Origin of the sequence: Salmonella sp. SSDFZ69, from assembly GCF_004010755.1 — a bacterium.
Classification (GTDB): domain Bacteria; phylum Pseudomonadota; class Gammaproteobacteria; order Enterobacterales; family Enterobacteriaceae; genus Salmonella; species Salmonella enterica.
The window spans coordinates 709,912-728,185 of sequence record NZ_CP034831.1; the positions used below are offsets into that span (position 1 = coordinate 709,912).

Consider the following 18,274-nt stretch of genomic DNA (forward strand, 5'->3'; position numbering starts at 1 on the left):
AGGAGAACCCTGCCCGGCAGATTTACATATTCTCGATGTATTCCAGATCCTTCGCTGACTGAGCGTCTTTTGCGCGGAACTCATCAAACAAGGGCTTAACACGCTGTTTGAACGCGGATTTATCAATATCAACAACAGTCGCGTTCATGGCCTTCATGCTCTCATAAGCCTCTTTTTCTGCGGCGGGCCAGATGACATCTTTCATTTGCTGCATGGATTCATCTGCGGCTTTATATAACGCTTTCCGCTCTTTATCGCTCAATTTGTTAAGTACTTTGGTACTGATGACCAGGACATCCGGCACCATCGTGTGCTCGTCGCGGGAATAGAATTTCGCCACCTCCGCATGACGCATATCGGCATAAACCACGGGGTTGTTTTCGCCGCCATCGACCACGCCTTGCTGGAGCGCGGTATAGAGTTCGCCTTGCGCCATCGGCGTCGGCACACCGCCGAGCGCTTTCACCATCGCGATAGCGCTGGGGCTTTGCTGCACTCTGATTTTCATACCGGCTAAATCGTCGGGTTGAGTGATGGGCTTACCAGCGTAAAAACTGCGGGCGCCGCCGTCGTACCAGGTTAAGCCGACGAAGCCTTTGCTTTCGGAGGACGCGAGAATGCGTTTCCCTAAGTCGCTTTTCAGTACGTTGTAGTAGTGATCGCGGTCACGGAATAAAAACGGCAGGCTAAACACGCTATATTCCGGCGCAAAAGACTCCAGCGATGCCGCATTGACTTTCACCATTTGCAGAGCGCCGGAGTTCATCAATTCCAGCGATTCACGTTCGTTGCCCAGCGTGGCGTTGGGGTAAATACGAATATTTAATTCGCCGTCCGAATAGGCTTTCGCTTTATCGGCCAGATAGCTCATCGCTTTGTGAACGGCGTGGCTTTTATCCTGATTGTGGCTCAGTTTCAGCGTGGTTTTGGCGAGCGCTGGAAATGCCAGTAGCAAACAGCCGGCCAGTAATACCGCTGATGTTGTGAATGAACGTGTGTTTTTCATATCTGCTTCCTTATAGGTTGGGATTCCTGTGGTTATCGTTGATTAATTAATAACCTGCTGATACGTAAGGTATTGCGTAGGGGAAAGGCGTGTTGATGGTGTTCTTTATCCCCTGAATTCTGTCAGCCAATTTAATTTAATCAATAGACCAAAGAAAGAGATCTGGTTCACAGAAGAAAGTCATGGTAAAAACAGTGTCGTGAGAAATTCGGCGAAGATTTTTTATATATTGCTGATAATGTGATGTTTTTTACTTTTTGTTGTTATGACGATACTGCGTTTTTAGACGTGGGTATAATTAATTGCATACCAATTTGAAGATATTCATAAGACCAATTTCAAACACCTCAGGCCAGGCCGTTGAAAGTTGTTTCTATTTCGCGCCAACCCTGCATATAAGGCGATAATCTCCTTCATTTTCGCTATAGATACGGCTTATAATCCCCGACCTTTGATTATTTTTTTGCCAATCGTTTTGGAAGCAATATGAGCGCTATCTCCCTGATCCAACCGGATCGCGACCTTTTCTCCTGGCCGCAGTACTGGGCCGCCTGCTTTGGGCCGGCGCCGTTTTTGCCGATGTCACGTGACGAGATGGATCAACTTGGCTGGGATAGCTGCGACATTATTCTGGTAACCGGCGACGCCTACGTCGACCATCCGAGCTTCGGCATGGCGATTTGCGGTCGTATGCTGGAAGCGCAGGGCTTCCGCGTGGGGATCATCGCCCAGCCGGACTGGAACAGCAAAGACGACTTTATGCGTCTGGGAAAACCGAACCTGTTCTTCGGCGTCACCGCCGGCAACATGGACTCGATGATCAACCGTTACACCGCTGACCGTAAGCTGCGCCACGATGACGCCTACACCCCAGATAACGTCGCGGGCAAACGCCCGGACCGCGCCACGCTGGTCTATACCCAGCGTTGCAAAGAAGCGTGGAAAGATGTCCCGGTGATCCTCGGCGGCATTGAGGCCAGTCTGCGCCGTACCGCGCATTACGACTACTGGTCTGATACTGTGCGTCGTTCAGTGTTAGTCGATTCCAAAGCCGACATGCTGATGTTTGGCAACGGCGAGCGTCCGCTGGTGGAAGTGGCGCACCGTCTGGCAATGGGCGAAACCATCGATCAGATTCGCGACGTGCGTAACACTGCGATTATGGTTAAAGAAGCGCTGCCTGGCTGGAGCGGCGTCGACTCCACTCGTCTGGACACGCCGGGTAAAATCGATCCAATTCCCCATCCCTATGGTGAGGATCTGCCGTGCGCGGATAACAAGCCGGTCGCGCCGAAAAAGCAGGAAGCTAAAGCGATTACCGTGCAGCCGCCGCGTCCGAAGCCGTGGGAAAAAACCTATATCCTGCTGCCATCCTTTGAAAAGGTGAAAGGCGACAAGGTGCTGTACGCCCATGCGTCGCGTATTCTGCATCACGAAACTAACCCTGGCTGCGCGCGGGCGCTGATGCAAAAACACGGCGACCGCTATGTCTGGATCAACCCGCCCGCCATACCGCTCTCCACTGAAGAGATGGATAGCGTGTTTGCGCTGCCGTATCAGCGTGTGCCGCACCCGGCTTACGGCAATGCCCGTATTCCGGCCTATGAGATGATCCGCTTTTCGATCAATATCATGCGCGGCTGCTTTGGCGGCTGCTCTTTCTGCTCGATCACTGAACATGAAGGGCGCATCATTCAGAGCCGCTCGGAAGACTCTATTATCAACGAGATCGAAGCGATCCGCGACACGGTGCCGGGGTTTACCGGCGTGATCTCCGATCTGGGCGGTCCTACCGCGAACATGTATATGCTGCGCTGTAAGTCGCCGCGTGCGGAGCAGACCTGTCGTCGCCTGTCATGCGTCTATCCGGATATCTGTCCGCATATGGATACTGACCATACGCCGACGATCAATCTTTATCGCCGCGCCCGTGAGCTGAAAGGCATTAAGAAAATCTTAATTGCCTCCGGCGTGCGCTACGACATCGCTGTAGAAGATCCTCGCTACATTAAAGAGCTGGCAAGCCATCATGTGGGCGGCTATCTGAAGATTGCGCCGGAGCATACTGAAGAAGGTCCGCTGTCGAAAATGATGAAGCCGGGTATGGGCAGCTACGATCGCTTTAAAGAGTTATTTGACCTTTACTCTAAACAGGCCGGAAAAGAGCAGTATCTGATCCCATATTTTATCTCCGCGCATCCGGGCACGCGGGACGAGGATATGGTGAATCTGGCGCTGTGGCTCAAGCGCCACCGCTTCCGTCTGGATCAGGTGCAGAACTTCTACCCGTCGCCGTTGGCAAATTCGACCACCATGTATTACACCGGCAAAAACCCGCTGGGTAAAATTGGTTATAAGAGTGAAGATGTGGTGGTGCCGAAGGGAGACAGGCAGCGTCGCCTGCATAAGGCACTGCTGCGTTATCACGATCCGGCGAACTGGCCGCTGATTCGCCAGGCGCTGGAAGCGATGGGGAAAAAGCATTTGATTGGCGGTCGCCGTGAGTGTCTGGTGCCTGCGCCGACCATTGAAGAGATGCGCGAAGCGCGTCGCCAGAACCGCAACACGCGCCCGGCGTTGACCAAGCATACGCCGGTGGAACATCAGCGGCAGGGGCTTGCTGCGAATAAGAAGCGCGGGAAAGGCGCAGGGCGTTAATTACCTTTGAATCTGTTGCTTCTGGAAGCTAATGTTTTTGGAAGTAACAGACATCTAAATATATTGTGTCGGTCTTTAGTAATTGCTAAATTACGGGGAGCTTTATATTTTATTTAAATATTATTGATTGTATAAATTAATTATATATTACCTTAATGATTAAGGCATGATGCTTTTATACAGCCCCAGAGGAGGGGATATCATGGGTATGATTATTATTCCCTGTTTTATCGTAATTGCTATAATAGCTGTTGTTATATTCATAATGGCTATTAAAGCATGTAATATGGAAAAACGTGAAGACAGGCAAATGACTCTTGCAGGGATAATTTTAATGGGTGTTATTGCCGCTATTCCTGGATGGTTTTTGTACGAAATATTTAGCCACGCGCCGTAATATTTAACCTACCAGGGTTGATATATTAAAATAGATAAGAAGTATATAATCTAAGGTATAATGCCTGATGGCGCTGCGCTTATCAGGTCTATGAATAGCACAGTTTTGTAGGCCGGATAAGGTGCTTACACCGCCATCCGGCAAAAGTGCTCCGTATTTATGCCTCACGAATTCTGGCCGCCAGCGCGGCCAGTTTTTCATCATCAGCCCGTTTATGATCGTGTGACGACAGATATCCTTCATACTGTTCGAAAAATTTATTCTGCCGCGATTCAATCGGTTTCCAGTGGGTTAAATCGCCAGTACCGTGCATGGGGCTTAATTTACTGTGCACATGGTCTACGCCGAAACCTTCGAAGAACATTCCCGTACGACTGACATCCGGGAAAGCCTTATCCAGTTTCTTAGCCACTTTTTGGGTCGCCAGCATCAGGTCCGCTAACGCCTGCGGCGGTAGATCGAACGCGTAGCTGGGGTAATGTTTTTTCGGGATCACTACGGTAAACCCATCGGTATTCGGAAAAATCGACAAAAAAGCCAGGTGATGCTCATCTTCCCAAACTTTATGACAAGGTGCTTTACCTTCAACTATTTGACAGAAAATGCAGGTCATTCCATTTCTCCGTTAACCGAGGGGCTTATCGATGCGTTAAGCGTTTAATACAAACCTAACACTTTCCACCATGCGAGGCCGACTGTCAAAAAGACCGCCTGATTAAAGAGGCTGATAATAAATCCCGTTCGCCACCAGACGCCCGTCGGTACATAGCCGGCGCCAAAAAGAATGGGGCCGCGTGCGTGGGTATACTGCGTAAGAGAGCAGTACAGGCTGCTGGTAAACGCCAGCATAAGCGCCATCGGCGCTGCCGGTATATTCAGATGCAGACCGACACCCAGAAATACCGCATACAGCGCGGCGATTTGCGCGTTGCCGCTGGCGAAAAAATAGTGGGTATAAAAATAGGCTGCGTTAAGCAGCAGCAGGATGATTATCCAACTGGTTCCATGCATCGTACTGCCGATGCTGTCGCCAATCAGGTTGCCAAACCAGCTGGTGAATCCTAGTTTCTTCAACTGGTTAGCCATCATCAGCAGCGCGGCAAACCAAATCAACGTATCCCAGGCGCCTTTTTCGCTTTTAACGTCTTCCCAGGTGAGCACGCCGCTCAGTAATAAAATAGAGAGACCGACAAAAGAGGCCGTCGTGGCATCCACGCCGAGCGAGCTACCAAAAATCCATAGCACCAGCAACACGCCGACGGTCGCCAGCATGAGCCACTCGCCGCGCGTCATACTGCCCATTTGCGCCAGCTCTTTGCGCGCCAAATCCGGCGCATCCGGCGTATGTTTAATTTCCGGACGCGTCAGCCAGTAGACCAGCAGCGGGACGATAAGAAAAGAGACCAGGCAAGGCAGGAGCGCGGCGATAAACCAGCTTCCCCAGCTCAACGTAACGCCGGCGTTCGCCGCCAGTTTTACCGCCAGCAGGTTACCCGTATAACCGGTCATAAACAGTGCGGCGGTGACGTCGTTAACATTGCCAATACAGGTGATCAGAAAGGTGCCGATTTTGCTGCGAGACTCATCTTCCGGATGTGAATCAAAGCTGCGCGCCAGCGAGTCGGCGATCGGGTAAATCACGCCGCCGCAGCGCGCGGTGTTACTGGGCATCGCGGGGGAGAGGATCAGATCGGCAAACGCCAGACCATAAGCCAGACCCAGCGTTCGTTTACCTAACAGACGGATCATTTGTAGGGCGATACGCCGACCCAGCCCGGTTTTGATAAACCCACGAGCAATCATAAAGGCGACGACGATAAGCCAGATCAGTGAACTGTTCAGCTCGCTCAAGGCCGTGGTAATCGCGCCGCTGGCCGTTTTGTCGCCGGCAGCATAGGCGAGCGCAAAGACGGTGATGCCAATAATACCGACCGCGCCAATAGGCAGCACTTTCGCCACGATAGAGGCGATCGTCGCGACAAAAATAATCGCGGAATGCCAGGCCGGCGCGCTTAATCCGGAAGGGGGCGTTAGCTGCCACAGTCCGGCGGCGATAACCAGAATAAGAATTAATGGGAGCCATTTGACGCCCTGAGATTTTTTTTCCGCCACAATCACACATCCATAAATATTTTATATACATTAAGTAAATTGATAATAATCATGAATAAATATTCATAAAATCAGAATAATTCTGCGCTTGTGTGTGGGGGAAATATACTGTTAAATGCGCGTAATTGTTTCTTAATATTTCGAAATGAAAAAAAGCCCGACGACATCGTCGGGCATGGCGTGCGATAAATCCGGCTTAACCGCCGAACTGATCCGGATCGGGGCCGAGGCGTTTTCCTTGATCCAGTTTTGCGATCTCGCCTAATTCATCTTTATCGAGACGGAAATCCCAGACAGCAAAGTTTTCCGCGATACGGGAAGGGGTGACGGATTTCGGAATGACGACCAGCCCGCAGTCCAGATGCCAGCGAATAACAATCTGGGCGGGCGTTTTGCCGTATTTATCCGCCAGTTCGCGAATCACTTTCTGATCGAATACGCCTTCGCCGCCCTGCGCCAGCGGGCTCCAGGACTCGGTCTGGATTTTATGCGTCGCATTCCACGCATGTAGCTGGCGCTGTTGCATCAAGGGGTGAAGCTCGATCTGGTTGATCACAGGGGTAACGCCGGTTTCATCGATCAGACGCTGGAGGTGATGGATCTGAAAGTTACAGACCCCGATACTCTTTACCAGCCCCTCTTTTTGCAGCGCGATCATGCCTTTCCAGGCGTCGACATAGTGATCGATAGCCGGTACGGGCCAGTGCATCAGATAGAGATCGAGATAATCAAGCTGCAGTTTTTTCAGACTCTCCTGCAGGGCTTCGCGGGGACGTTTTTGATCGTCATTCCACAACTTGGTGGTGATAAACAGCTCTTCCCGCGCTACGCTCGCTGCTTTTAGCGCTTTGCCGACGCCTTCTTCATTCTGATATGCTGTGGCGGTATCAATCGATCGATAGCCCACCTCCAGCGCTTTATGAATCGCCGCGATCACCTCTTCATTGCTTGCTTTCCAGACTCCCAGCCCAAGTTGTGGCATTACGTTGCCATCCTGTAGCCTGATAATGGTTGGATTAGCCATGATGTGTTCCTCTTTTAATTGGCTCGCCGGAGTCGGGGCCGGCGAGACTAAGTGACTTAAGTCTGGACGAAATGGCCAAAAACGAAAGTCAGAGGCGAAAAAACCTTAGCGCGCCGCTTCATAAATCCGACGGCTGACATCCAGCGTAATATCCTGATTTTCACCTAAATTTGTGCATCCATGTGCCTCAAGTTTAGCCAGTAGCGCCGGAATAGTGCTGCCATCCAGACCGTAATCGGACAAGTGGGTAGGCACGCCCATCTGTTCAAAGAAACGGCGGGTGGCGGCAATGGCGGCATCAATACGCTCGTCGTCGGAACCGTCGGTGATATTCCATACACGTTCAGCATATTGCAGGAGTTTTGCGCGTTTAACGTCTCGTTTTTCGTTCCATAGCGCAGGCAGAATGATAGCCAGCGTTTGGGCATGATCGAGACCGTGCATCGCGGTAAGCTCATGGCCCAGCATATGCGTCGCCCAGTCCTGCGGAACACCAGCGCCAATCAGGCCATTTAACGCCTGAGTAGCGGCCCACATCACGTTAGCGCGGACGTCATAGTTTTCAGGCTCTTGCAGCGCTTTGGGACCTTCTTCAATCAGTGTGAGTAAAATGCCTTCGGCGAAACGATCCTGAATTTTGCCGTTAACCGGGTAAGTGACGTACTGCTCAACGGTATGGACGAAAGCATCCACGACGCCGTTCGCAACCTGGCGCGGCGGCAATGTATAGGTGTAGACCGGATCCAGTACGGCAAACACCGGTTGCACGAACGAGGAGTGGAAGGCCTGTTTGTCGCCAGTGGTTTTACGGGAAATGACTGCGCCGGCGTTCGATTCTGAGCCGGTTGCCGGTAGGGTTAGCACAGACCCCATCGGGATTGCGCTACGAATCTCAGTACCGCCGGTTTCCAGAATGTGCCACGGATCGACGCCGTCCGTATACTGCGCCGCTGCGGCGATAAATTTGGTGCCGTCCAGTACGGAACCGCCGCCAACGGCCAGCAGGAAGGTAATATTTTCGTCGCGCACAAGCTGCACGGCCTTCATCAGCGTTTCATAGGACGGGTTCGGTTCAATACCGCCAAACTCCCGAACATCCAGTCCTTTTAACGCTTCCTGAACTTGCGCCAGTACGCCGGTCTTTTTCACGCTACCGCCGCCATAGGTAATCAGCACGCGGGCGTCCTGCGGGATCTGATCGCGAAGATCGACGATAGCGCCTTTACCAAACAGAATGCGGGTAGGGGTATGTAATTTGAAATTGTTCATTGCTCATTCCCTTATGTGGGTAAAAAGAGGGCAGGCGGCTGTCTGCCTGATGGTCATCATTGTGGTCTTGTGAGGGATGTCTCTCAATGCACATTTCTGCCAATGTTTTGCCTATTTCTCCAGAATGCTGGAGAAAATCGCTAAAAATGCGCACAATCCAGCGGAGTGGATTTGATGAAAAAATGGCGCGTTATGAATCGTGAAGCAATTTGCTTACAGTTGGCGGATAAAATTAATCATTTAAAAAATAATGATAAAATAATCAGCGAGCGGCTGGCGGGCATTCGTCTGTTGTATGGTGTTGAACCGGGGCCGCGCACGCCGGTCATGTATCAGCCTGGCATCATATTTCTCTTTTCCGGCCATAAAATTGGCTATATTAACAAGCGCAAGTTTCGTTATGACGCTAATGAATATCTCTTACTGACCGTGCCGCTCCCTTTTGAATGCGAGACCTGGGCGACGCCGGAGGTACCGCTGGCCGGTATTCGGCTCGATATTGATGTGCTGCAACTGCAAGAGTTGCTCATGGACATTGGCGAAGATGAGCGTTTCCAGTTGCCGATGGCGGCCAGTGGGATTAACTCCGCCACGCTGTCGGACGAGATTTTATGTGCGGTGGAAAGATTGCTGGATGTGATGGAGCGCCCGCTGGATGCGCGGATTCTGGGAAAACAGATTATTCGCGAAATTCTTTATCATGTGCTGATGGGGCCGCGCGGCGGGGCGCTGCTTGCGCTGGTTAGTCGCCAGACGCACTTTAGCCTGATCAGTCGCGTACTTAAACAGATCGAAATGAAATACACCGAGAACCTGAATGTTGAGCAACTGGCGGCAGAAGCGAACATGAGCGTGTCGGCGTTTCACCATAATTTTAAGGCGGTCACCAGCACCTCGCCGTTGCAGTATTTAAAAAGCTACCGACTGCATAAAGCGCGGATGATGATGATTCACGACGGTATGAAGGCCAGCGCCGCGGCGATGCGGGTCGGCTATGAGAGCGCATCGCAGTTTAGCCGGGAGTTTAAACGTTATTTTGGCGTTACGCCGGGCGAAGATGCGGCAAGAATGCGGACAATGCAAGGGAGCTAAGTGGGGCATCCCGCCACGGGTCAACGAAGCGTAACCGGGCCATCCTGGCCGATTATGGATACGTCAGGCGTTACAGTATTTCTTTTTAATCACCACGACCAGCGTACCTAACAGCCCGGCGACCAGTAGCGCGACGGGAAGGATCATTAAAAATGTCATTACCTGGTCTTCATGGCGCTTAACAAACGGGATCATACTGAGCGCGTAGCCGAAGCTGGTCACGACAGTCACCCACAGCAGGCCGCTTAACCAGTTAAAAAACTGAAACCGGCGGTTGGACAGGCCGGAAATACCCGCCATTGTTGGCAGCAGAGTGCGGACAAACGCCAGAAAGCGCCCGGCAAGCAACGCTAACAAACCGTGGCGGTCAAACATGCAGGTGGCGCGCTGATGATATTTTGCCGGAAGCTGCGCCAGCCAGCCTTTGACGGTACGCGTATTACCGAGCCAGCGTCCCTGGATATAACTTAGCCAGCAGCCGAGACTGGCCGCGGTGGTGAGAATGCCAATCGTCGGCAAAAAATGCATCACATCCTGGGCGATCAACGCGCCTGCCAGTAGCAGCAGACTATCGCCAGGTAAGAATGACGCTGGCAGCAGACCGTTTTCTAAAAATAGCGTGGCGAACATGACAAAGTAGACGACGCTAACAACGTGTGGATTCGCCAGCGCGGCAAAATCATGTTGCCAGAGCGCAGCGATAATATCTTGAATGACAGCCATGAACTTTCCTGTGGAACAGCATTTATGCTTTTATTCGCCTATTGTACTCCTGAATCGTCCGGGATGCCTTGATCCCGGACGCAACAAACGCAGACTTTTCCACGGAAATTGTCTGCATATATGTCCATCCCCGGCAACTTTACACAATTCTGGCGAAGCCGGCGGCTAAATCAGCGATCAAATCATCAACACTCTCTAAACCAATATGCACCCGAACCAGCGTACCGGTAAAATCTACGCCGCCTGCGGGACGAATCGCGGCGATCTGTTCCGGCTGATTAGCAATAATCAGCGATTCGTAGCCTCCCCAGGAGTAGGCCATACTGAACAGCGAAAAGTTATCCAGATAGGCTGATAATTCTGCCTCGGTCAGCTTTTTATTGAGCACAAAGGAGAACAGGCCGCTGCTGCCTGTAAAGTCTCGTTTCCAGAAGGCATGACCTTTGCTACCCGGCAGGGCCGGATGATTAACGCGCGCGACCTGAGGATGGTTCGCCAGCCATGCGGCGATTTTGAGGCTGCTTTCTTGATGCTGGCGCAGTCGGACGCCGAGCGTGCGCAGACCGCGGCTGGTCATATAAGCCGTGTCGGCGTCGAGCATTTGCCCCATCAGATAGGCGTTTTCCCGCAATTGTTCCCAGCAACGCGCATTTGCAACGGCAGTCCCGACCATCGCATCAGAATGACCAATCAGATACTTAGTGCCCGCCTGAATAGAGATATCAATATCGAACTCCAGAGCTTTGAACAGAACGCCAGCCGCCCAGGTATTATCAATCATGATGACGGCTTCTGGCGCGACGCGTCTGACCGCACTGACAATGGTCGGAATATCATGTACTTCCATGGTAATAGAACCGGGGGATTCCAGAAAAACGACTTTCGTGTTCGGCTGAATATGTTGCGTGATATCAGCGCCGATGAGCGGGTCGAACCAGCTTGTCGTCACGCCCAGTTTGCCGAGAATTTTGCTGCAGAAATCCTGGCTGGGTTCATAGGCTGTGTTGGTCATCAGGATGTGGTCGCCCTGCTCAACGAATGCCAGAATGGTGTTGGCGACCGCCGCCGCGCCGCACGGGAAGAGCGCGCATCCGGCGCCGCCTTCCAGTTCACACATGGCTTCCTGGAGCGAAAAGTGGGTCAGCGTTCCCCGGCGTCCGTAAAATAATTCGCCGTTGGCGCGATTGCGGGTAGCGTGTTTTTTGGCCTCGACGGTGTCAAACACCAGTGAAGAAGCGCGTTGAATCACACTATTCACTGAGCCAAGCGTGTATTTTTTGCTGCGTCCTGCGTTTACCAGTTTGGTATCCAACTGTTTATCCGTCATGTTGCGTTTCCTGATTTTAACCGTCTGGATGTCTAAACTAGCATGAATATAACCATCTGCACCCTGGCGACGTGTGATACAGATGAAAATTTTGCCAAAATAAAAACAGGTGGCTTTTTTAATGCGTAAGCGCAAAGAAAAAGCAGTAAAGGTGCGGCAGTATGTAAATAGTAATGAGAACGACTATCAATTCGACGTTGTTTTGATATTATTATGCTCAGATTTTGTGATTTGCGTCCTGGAGATACAGAGTGGGTAATAATTTGATGCAGACGGATCTTTCCGTCTGGGGCATGTATCAGCACGCCGATATTGTCGTGAAGTGCGTGATGATTGGTTTGATTCTGGCGTCAGTCGTCACCTGGGCTATCTTCTTCAGTAAAAGTGTTGAATTTTTCACTCAAAAGCGCCGCTTAAAGCGTGAACAACTGCAATTAGCCGATGCGCGCTCTTTAGATCAGGCTTCCGACATTGCGGCAGGTTTCAGCGCAAAAAGCCTCAGCGCACAGCTCATCAATGAAGCGCAGAATGAACTGGAACTCTCTCAGGGCAGCGAAGATAACGAAGGGATTAAAGAACGTACCGGCTTCCGTCTGGAACGTCGCGTCGCGGCAGTTGGCCGCTACATGGGACGAGGCAACGGTTATCTGGCGACGATCGGCGCCATTTCCCCCTTCGTCGGGTTGTTTGGCACCGTATGGGGCATTATGAATAGCTTCATCGGTATTGCGCAAACGCAGACCACCAACCTGGCGGTGGTTGCTCCTGGGATTGCGGAAGCGCTGCTGGCGACGGCGATTGGGCTGGTAGCCGCGATCCCGGCGGTCGTCATTTACAACATCTTCGCACGTCAGATAGGCAGTTACAAAGCGACGCTGGGCGACGTGGCGGCGCAGGTATTGCTGCTGCAAAGCCGCGATCTCGATCTGAATGCGAGCGCCAGTGCGCAGCCGGTACGCGCCGCGCAGAAATTACGGGTAGGGTAATGCGTCATGGCAATGCGTCTTAACGAGAACCTGGATGACAACGGCGAAATGCATGAAATCAACGTGACGCCGTTTATCGATGTCATGTTGGTTCTGCTGATTATCTTTATGGTGGCTGCGCCGCTGGCGACGGTGGACGTCAAGGTGAATCTGCCAGCTTCTACCAGTACGCCACAGCCGCGTCCGGAAAAACCGGTTTATCTGTCGGTGAAAGCGGATAACACCATGTTTATCGGTAACGATCCGGTGACGGATGATACGATGATTGCCGAGCTAACGGCCCTGACGGAAGGGAAAAAGGATACTACGATTTTCTTCCGCGCGGATAAAACCGTAGAGTATGAAACCCTGATGAAAGTGATGGATATGCTGCATCAGGCGGGCTATCTCAAGATTGGTCTGGTCGGCGAAGAGACCGCGAAAGCGAAATAAGTATTCTGCTGATGCTGTAGGCCGGGTAAGGCGAAGTCGCCACCCGGCTTTTTTATTGCCTAAGATGGCGCCTTGCGTAACAGAAGTGCGCCATCGTAATCGACTTCATGCGTTAGCCTAAATGCTCCCCGCCGCACACGCCGTGCACTTCTGCGGTAACGTAACTGGATTCCTGGCTTGCCAGATAGACATACACCGGCGCCAGCTCTGCCGGTTGGCCGGCCCGCTTCATTGGCGTCTGCTGACCAAACTGCGGAATTTTATCCTGGGTTTGACCGCCGGAAATTTGCAGCGCTGTCCAGATAGGGCCAGGCGCGACAATATTCACGCGAATTCCTTTTTCCGCCACCTGTTTCGCCAGGCCACGGCTGTAATTGAGGATTGCCGCCTTGGTTGCCGCATAATCCAGCAGGTGCGGACTGGGCTGATACGCCTGGATAGACGACGTCGTGATAATACTGGCGCCTTTTGGCAGCAGCGGAATCGCTTCCTGGGTTATCCAGAACAGGGCAAAAACGTTAACGGCGAAGGTTTGCTGAAATTGCTCGCTGGTCAGATCTTTTATCTCCGGGATTGCCGTCTGTTTACCGGCCACCAGCGCCAGAATGTCCAGCCCGCCCAGCGCTTCACGCGCCTTATGGACCAGCGAACGGGCGAAAGATTCGTCGCTAAGATCGCCTGGCAATAACACCGCTTTACGGCCGCACTCCTCAATCAGCGCTTTAACCTGTTGAGCGTCCTCTTCTTCTGCTGGCAGATAGTTGATCGCGACATCTGCGCCTTCACGCGCGTAAGCGATAGCGGCAGCGCGCCCAATCCCGGAGTCGCCCCCTGTCACCAGCGCCTTACGATCTTTAAGGCGACCACTGCCGACATAACTTTTTTCACCACAGTCAGGAACAGGCGTCATTTTCGCCTGGACGCCGGGCGCCGGCTGTTTTTGCTTAGGATACTCGCCGGTGTAATACTGCGTGGTAGGGTCGTATAGATGAGACATTGAGCTTCTCCCTTCAGGTTGAACACCCTTTAAGCGTAGACACTTTTACTACCGTAAGAGGGAGAATCAGAACGATCCTTATGCTTCGCCCGTATTCACAACAGAGTTAACTAGCCATGAAGGTTATTTTTCTCGCCGTGCGACGGTGGTGACGTTGCGCGTCCGGTAGTCGCCATCGGAAAGCTTACGCGTCAGACGTAGGGTTGCCGTCTCGCGAGCCAGCAGATGCTGCCAGTCACTTTCAAGACGAGACATAATTTTGTCTCGTAATTCAGGATGCTGCTCGATAATGGCATTGATGGTCGCGCCATAAATCTCCTCTTTGACCTGTAACGCATACATCTCCCGTCGGTTTTGCCACTTCAGGCGCACTAACGCCGCCGGTATGGATACCACCTCCTGCGTTACCTTTTCCAGGGTGGCATTTTTGCTGGCGATTAGCGCTGCAAGATTTTGCTTTAAGATAAATTCATCACTTTTATGGTTGTCTAAAGCCAAATAAACGTTATTGTCTTCAACTTCTTTCATCTTTATCTTCCAGTGAATAAAATAGCGGCATATTGGTTTCGCGAGTGATTAAATTAAGCCAAATGGCATTGCCTTTTTCATTTATCATTGCGGTTTTATCCGCCAGTATTTTACTTAGCGTTTGGGCATCAATATCGCCTTCTGCCTGTAGTGCGTTTATCAGGCGGGCAAACGTTTCAATTTTAGCCACACAATACAGACGTTCTTTAATATGACGGTCACGTTCTTCAAATAATACGTTTCTGTGTTGCCCGGCAGCGTTAGCGCTAATTAAAATATCGGGCTCGTAATCGCTGAGTTTTGTCTTTCCCTTAGGCAAATTTTTACTGTTTTCTGTGGCTTCAGGGGGCGGCGATGACAGGCGAAAATGAGAGGAAACCAGATGCTCAGGAAGCATGACTAAATATCCTTTACGATCAGTGGTATACTATTTTTAATAGTGTAGGTTTCGTTGACAATAACATGGTGTAATTTTAAAATCAAAAAAAATGGAGCCTGCTATGAACAGTATTTTTTATTCTGTTATTATATTGCTATTACTGACCGGCGCGATACTCTTCCTGATGTGGGAGGTTAATAAAAAACGTCCTGGTGGAAAAACCGTAAATTTAAATCAAACTGAACCCATGACAAAGGAAGAGGGTGAAGATCATTTCTCAGTATTAATGAATTCGATAACGCCGGTATGGTACTGGCGCGTTAACCATGAATATATCGATTTCCTTCATGCAACGATAAAACGAATGACAATGACTGAGTTGAATGAAACGCCAGGATTATTTGACGCACAGCGTCGTTGCAGCGACCTTAACTCTGCCGTTTATAAGTATTACGACAATATTAAGAAGCGTTGTCTGAACGGAGAAAAGGTGCCGTATTCGGATTTGGACGTCCTTAATTTACGCCAGTGTTTTCGTGAGTTCAGTCTTGAAGCCTACCCGGCGTTGGTCGCGCTGGTATGGCCGGAATATCAGCGCCCACAGGTTAACCCGGATGAGATTTAGAGCCTATCCCATTAGGGCTATTTTACTTGCCATTTTGGACCTGGGCAGTGCTCAAAATCCTCACGTACTACGTGTACGCTCCGGTTTTTGCGCGCTGTCCGTGTCCAAACTGGCTGCGCCAATAACGCCTGGTGGGATAGGCTCTTAACTGCATGTTGATCTGATGTTGCATGGTTGAGATATACTGTTGCTGGTTTTAGTTACCTGACAGGTCCCTATGGAACGCTTTCTTGAAAATGTAATGTATGCGTCTCGCTGGCTGCTCGCGCCGGTGTATTTTGGCCTCTCTTTGGCGCTGATCGCTTTAGCGCTAAAATTTTTCCAGGAAATTCTACACGTTCTGCCGAACGTTTTTGCCCTGGCGGAGGCCGATCTGATTCTGGTGCTGTTATCGCTGGTTGATATGACACTGGTCGGCGGATTGCTGGTAATGGTCATGTTCTCCGGGTATGAGAATTTTGTCTCTCAGCTGGATATCTCTGCGGGCAAGGAGAAGCTGAACTGGCTGGGGAAAATGGATGCGACGTCGCTAAAAAATAAGGTGGCGGCATCGATAGTCGCTATCTCTTCCATTCACCTGTTACGCGTGTTTATGGACGCGAAAAACGTCCCGGATAACAAATTAATGTGGTATGTCATCATCCATCTGACCTTTGTCCTGTCGGCGTTCGTGATGGGCTATCTGGACAGATTGACGCGGCATAACCATTGAGCCGCCGTCAACGGCGGGGCAGTCGGGCAAAGGACGCTGAGCCCGGCTGTAAAACAGCGCTTCTTTAACGGCGGATAACCGCCTCCCTGCAGCCTTACGCAATATTTTTACTACATCTATTCATTTACTCAGTAATAAGACTAAAAGATTTTCTCTGCGTTCACAGATATATAACATCTGCGGGTACGTAAACGGCGATAACTGTAAAAAAATGGAGAATGCATTATATATTCTCCGCGCCTTGCCGATAACGAGAGTGCGTCATCATCAGATGACTAATCTCTTATATTCAGCAAGGAAATTCATATGCGTTTGCTGCAAAACTTTACTATTCGTATGGTCATGCTGACGATACTGGGACTTTTTTGTCTACTCTGGTCGGGGGTGGGGTTATACAGCGTCCATGCTTTATCCGAAGTTTCGGAAGGAAATGATATTGACCGGCATCTTGTGCGGCAAATGACGGTGCTAAGCCAGGGTAACGATCAATATTTCCGCTTTGTTACCCGCCTTAGCCGCGCGATGGATGTAAAAATCGGCGGCGGCACGCCCGATTTTGCGCCCGCCCGGCAGTCGCTCGAGAATATGCGTCAGAAGCTGGAGGAGATGAAAGCGCTATCGCCAGGGCCGATGAACCCTGATATCTCAAGGGAGGTCTTGTCCAACTGGCAGGCCTTGCTGGAGAAAGGCGTCGTTCCTCAAATGCAACTGGCGCAGCAAGGATCGCTAACCGCCTGGAGCGAACATGCCAGTACGGTCACGCCCGCACTCAGTCGCGCGTTCGGCGCCAGCGCGGAACGGTTTAGTCATGAAGCTGGCGCCATGCTGGATAACACACGTGTGATGGTCGATGGTAAAACCTATACCATCCGCATCCTGCTTATCACGGCGGTGATTCTGGGCATTGCTATCCTGATTTTTACCGATCGCTATCTGGTTGCAATGATGGTGAAACCGCTGGAGCGCATCCGTCAGCAATTTCAGCGCATCGCGCAAGGCGATCTTAGCCAGCCGATTGAAGCGTTGGGGCGTAACTGCGTAGGCCGGTTGGTGCCGCTACTGCGCGCGATGCAGGACAGTTTACGCGAAGCCGTGAGTACGATCCGCGCCGGAAGCGACAATATCTGGCGCGGCGCGACGGAAATTTCTACCGGTAATAACGATCTCTCTTCCCGAACGGAAGAACAGGCCGCTGCGCTGGAAGAGACGGCCGCCAGCATGGAACAGCTTACCGCAACGGTGAAAATGAACGCCGAACACGCCCGCCAGGCGAGTCAGCTTGCGGATGCCGCCTCGCTAACGGCAGGAAAAGGCGGTGAACTGGTTTCCGATGTGGTAGAAACAATGAACGGTATTTCCGCCAGTTCGCAGCAGATCGCCGAAATTACTACCGTGATTAATAGTATTGCTTTCCAGACCAATATTCTGGCCTTGAACGCAGCGGTAGAAGCGGCCAGAGCGGGCGAGCAGGGACGCGGCTTCGCGGTGGTCGCCGGTGAGGTACGTAACCTGGCCAGCCGCAGCGCGGGGGCGGCGAAAGAAATTGAAGCCTTAATTGGCGAATCGGTACGTCGCGTAGCGCAGGGCGCGCAGTTGGTCCAGGAGACCGGCGCGACGATGGACGCCATCCTGCGCGGCGTCACGGAAGTGACGACGATTATGAAACAGATCGCGTCCGCCTCCGAAGAGCAGAGTAAAGGTATCTCTCAGGTTGGCGTGGCGATCACGCAAATGGATAGCGTTACGCAACAAAACGCCGCGCTGGTTGAGCAGGTTTCCGCGGCGGCGGCGGCGCTGGAACGGCAGACGGAGGATTTGCAACGCTCCGTACAGCAGTTCCGGCTTTCCGCTAGTGAGCCGCAACAATGCGTAACGGCGAAAGCGGCGCCTGGCGTTCAGAGAATGGCGTCGGCTCCCGCACAGTCTACTGATGAATGGGTTTCCTTCTGATGTGAAGCAAAAAAGCGCGTAATGCGCTGGCCTTCATTTAATCAGTCGCTATATAAT

General features: G+C 51.6%; 17 protein-coding genes and 1 pseudogene. 8 read left to right on the forward strand and 10 right to left on the reverse strand.

Features of this window, described 5'->3' with window-relative positions; genetic code table 11:
• Nucleotides 1-22 precede the first annotated feature (22 nt).
• Nucleotides 23-1,006, reverse strand: a complete 984-nt coding sequence (locus EOS98_RS03465; RefSeq protein ID WP_000799367.1) for a TRAP transporter substrate-binding protein — start codon at nucleotides 1,004-1,006, stop codon at nucleotides 23-25.
• Nucleotides 1,007-1,492: 486 nt separating this feature from the next.
• On the opposite strand from EOS98_RS03465, the gene EOS98_RS03470 reads away from it, so the two are divergent.
• The gene (locus tag EOS98_RS03470) at nucleotides 1,493-3,664 is read left to right on the forward strand and encodes a YgiQ family radical SAM protein (RefSeq protein ID WP_001274458.1); all 2,172 of its coding nucleotides are present in this window, start codon (nucleotides 1,493-1,495) and stop codon (nucleotides 3,662-3,664) included.
• A 202-nt stretch (nucleotides 3,665-3,866) separates the two neighbouring features.
• Entirely contained in the window at nucleotides 3,867-4,061 is a 195-nt protein-coding gene (locus EOS98_RS03475; RefSeq protein WP_000525382.1) for a hypothetical protein, read from the forward strand.
• A 157-nt stretch (nucleotides 4,062-4,218) separates the two neighbouring features.
• Here the strand turns inward: EOS98_RS03475 and EOS98_RS03485 are convergent, their stop codons facing one another.
• The 4 genes and pseudogenes from EOS98_RS03485 to yqhD form a co-directional block, all read right to left on the reverse strand.
• Entirely contained in the window at nucleotides 4,219-4,674 is a 456-nt protein-coding gene (locus EOS98_RS03485) for an HIT family protein (RefSeq protein ID WP_000128244.1), read from the reverse strand.
• Between the two features lie 44 nt (nucleotides 4,675-4,718).
• A pseudogene (locus EOS98_RS03490) lies at nucleotides 4,719-6,204 on the reverse strand (DASS family sodium-coupled anion symporter).
• Nucleotides 6,205-6,369: 165 nt separating this feature from the next.
• Nucleotides 6,370-7,197 (reverse strand): 2,5-didehydrogluconate reductase DkgA, encoded by an 828-nt coding sequence (dkgA, locus tag EOS98_RS03495; RefSeq protein ID WP_000013100.1) that lies wholly within the window; start codon nucleotides 7,195-7,197, stop codon nucleotides 6,370-6,372.
• Between the two features lie 105 nt (nucleotides 7,198-7,302).
• Nucleotides 7,303-8,466: an alcohol dehydrogenase gene (gene yqhD / locus EOS98_RS03500; protein WP_001058720.1), complete on the reverse strand. Its 1,164-nt coding sequence runs from the start codon at nucleotides 8,464-8,466 to the stop codon at nucleotides 7,303-7,305.
• Between the two features lie 192 nt (nucleotides 8,467-8,658).
• Between yqhD and EOS98_RS03505 the strand changes: the two genes are divergently transcribed.
• Nucleotides 8,659-9,558 carry an AraC family transcriptional regulator gene (locus tag EOS98_RS03505; RefSeq protein ID WP_001078198.1) on the forward strand — a complete coding sequence of 300 codons (900 nt, stop codon included), beginning with the start codon at nucleotides 8,659-8,661 and terminating at the stop codon, nucleotides 9,556-9,558.
• A 63-nt stretch (nucleotides 9,559-9,621) separates the two neighbouring features.
• Here the strand turns inward: EOS98_RS03505 and yghB are convergent, their stop codons facing one another.
• Nucleotides 9,622-10,281: a DedA family general envelope maintenance protein YghB gene (gene yghB, locus EOS98_RS03510; protein WP_000268444.1), complete on the reverse strand. Its 660-nt coding sequence runs from the start codon at nucleotides 10,279-10,281 to the stop codon at nucleotides 9,622-9,624.
• 139 nt (nucleotides 10,282-10,420) lie between these two features.
• Nucleotides 10,421-11,608, reverse strand: a complete 1,188-nt coding sequence (gene metC / locus EOS98_RS03515) for a cystathionine beta-lyase (RefSeq protein WP_000130270.1) — start codon at nucleotides 11,606-11,608, stop codon at nucleotides 10,421-10,423.
• A 251-nt stretch (nucleotides 11,609-11,859) separates the two neighbouring features.
• Between metC and exbB the strand changes: the two genes are divergently transcribed.
• Nucleotides 11,860-12,594, forward strand: coding sequence for a tol-pal system-associated acyl-CoA thioesterase (gene exbB / locus EOS98_RS03520; RefSeq protein ID WP_000527859.1), 735 nt, complete (start codon nucleotides 11,860-11,862; stop codon nucleotides 12,592-12,594).
• Between the two features lie 6 nt (nucleotides 12,595-12,600).
• Nucleotides 12,601-13,026, forward strand: a complete 426-nt coding sequence (exbD, locus tag EOS98_RS03525; protein ID WP_001251476.1) for a TonB system transport protein ExbD — start codon at nucleotides 12,601-12,603, stop codon at nucleotides 13,024-13,026.
• 112 nt (nucleotides 13,027-13,138) lie between these two features.
• Here the strand turns inward: exbD and EOS98_RS03530 are convergent, their stop codons facing one another.
• The 3 genes from EOS98_RS03530 to EOS98_RS03540 form a co-directional block, all read right to left on the reverse strand.
• Nucleotides 13,139-14,023 (reverse strand): SDR family oxidoreductase, encoded by an 885-nt coding sequence (locus EOS98_RS03530; RefSeq protein ID WP_000019032.1) that lies wholly within the window; start codon nucleotides 14,021-14,023, stop codon nucleotides 13,139-13,141.
• A gap of 123 nt (nucleotides 14,024-14,146) precedes the next feature.
• Entirely contained in the window at nucleotides 14,147-14,551 is a 405-nt protein-coding gene (locus tag EOS98_RS03535) for a hypothetical protein (protein WP_000665658.1), read from the reverse strand.
• On the reverse strand, nucleotides 14,538-14,948 hold the full coding sequence (locus EOS98_RS03540; RefSeq protein ID WP_000936446.1) for a hypothetical protein: 411 nt from the start codon (nucleotides 14,946-14,948) through the stop codon (nucleotides 14,538-14,540). Before EOS98_RS03540 ends, EOS98_RS03535 begins: the two co-directional genes overlap by 14 nt.
• Before the next feature lie 103 nt (nucleotides 14,949-15,051).
• Here EOS98_RS03540 and EOS98_RS03545 point away from each other — a divergent pair, with 103 nt between their 5' ends.
• The 3 genes from EOS98_RS03545 to EOS98_RS03555 all read left to right on the forward strand — a co-directional run bounded on the left by EOS98_RS03545 (nucleotide 15,052) and on the right by EOS98_RS03555 (nucleotide 18,217).
• On the forward strand, nucleotides 15,052-15,555 hold the full coding sequence (locus EOS98_RS03545; RefSeq protein ID WP_001736383.1) for an ESA_00282 family adhesion-associated protein: 504 nt from the start codon (nucleotides 15,052-15,054) through the stop codon (nucleotides 15,553-15,555).
• 217 nt (nucleotides 15,556-15,772) lie between these two features.
• Entirely contained in the window at nucleotides 15,773-16,267 is a 495-nt protein-coding gene (locus EOS98_RS03550; RefSeq protein ID WP_000439335.1) for a TIGR00645 family protein, read from the forward strand.
• 306 nt (nucleotides 16,268-16,573) lie between these two features.
• The gene (locus tag EOS98_RS03555; protein WP_001238430.1) at nucleotides 16,574-18,217 is read left to right on the forward strand and encodes a methyl-accepting chemotaxis protein; all 1,644 of its coding nucleotides are present in this window, start codon (nucleotides 16,574-16,576) and stop codon (nucleotides 18,215-18,217) included.
• Nucleotides 18,218-18,274 lie beyond the last annotated feature (57 nt).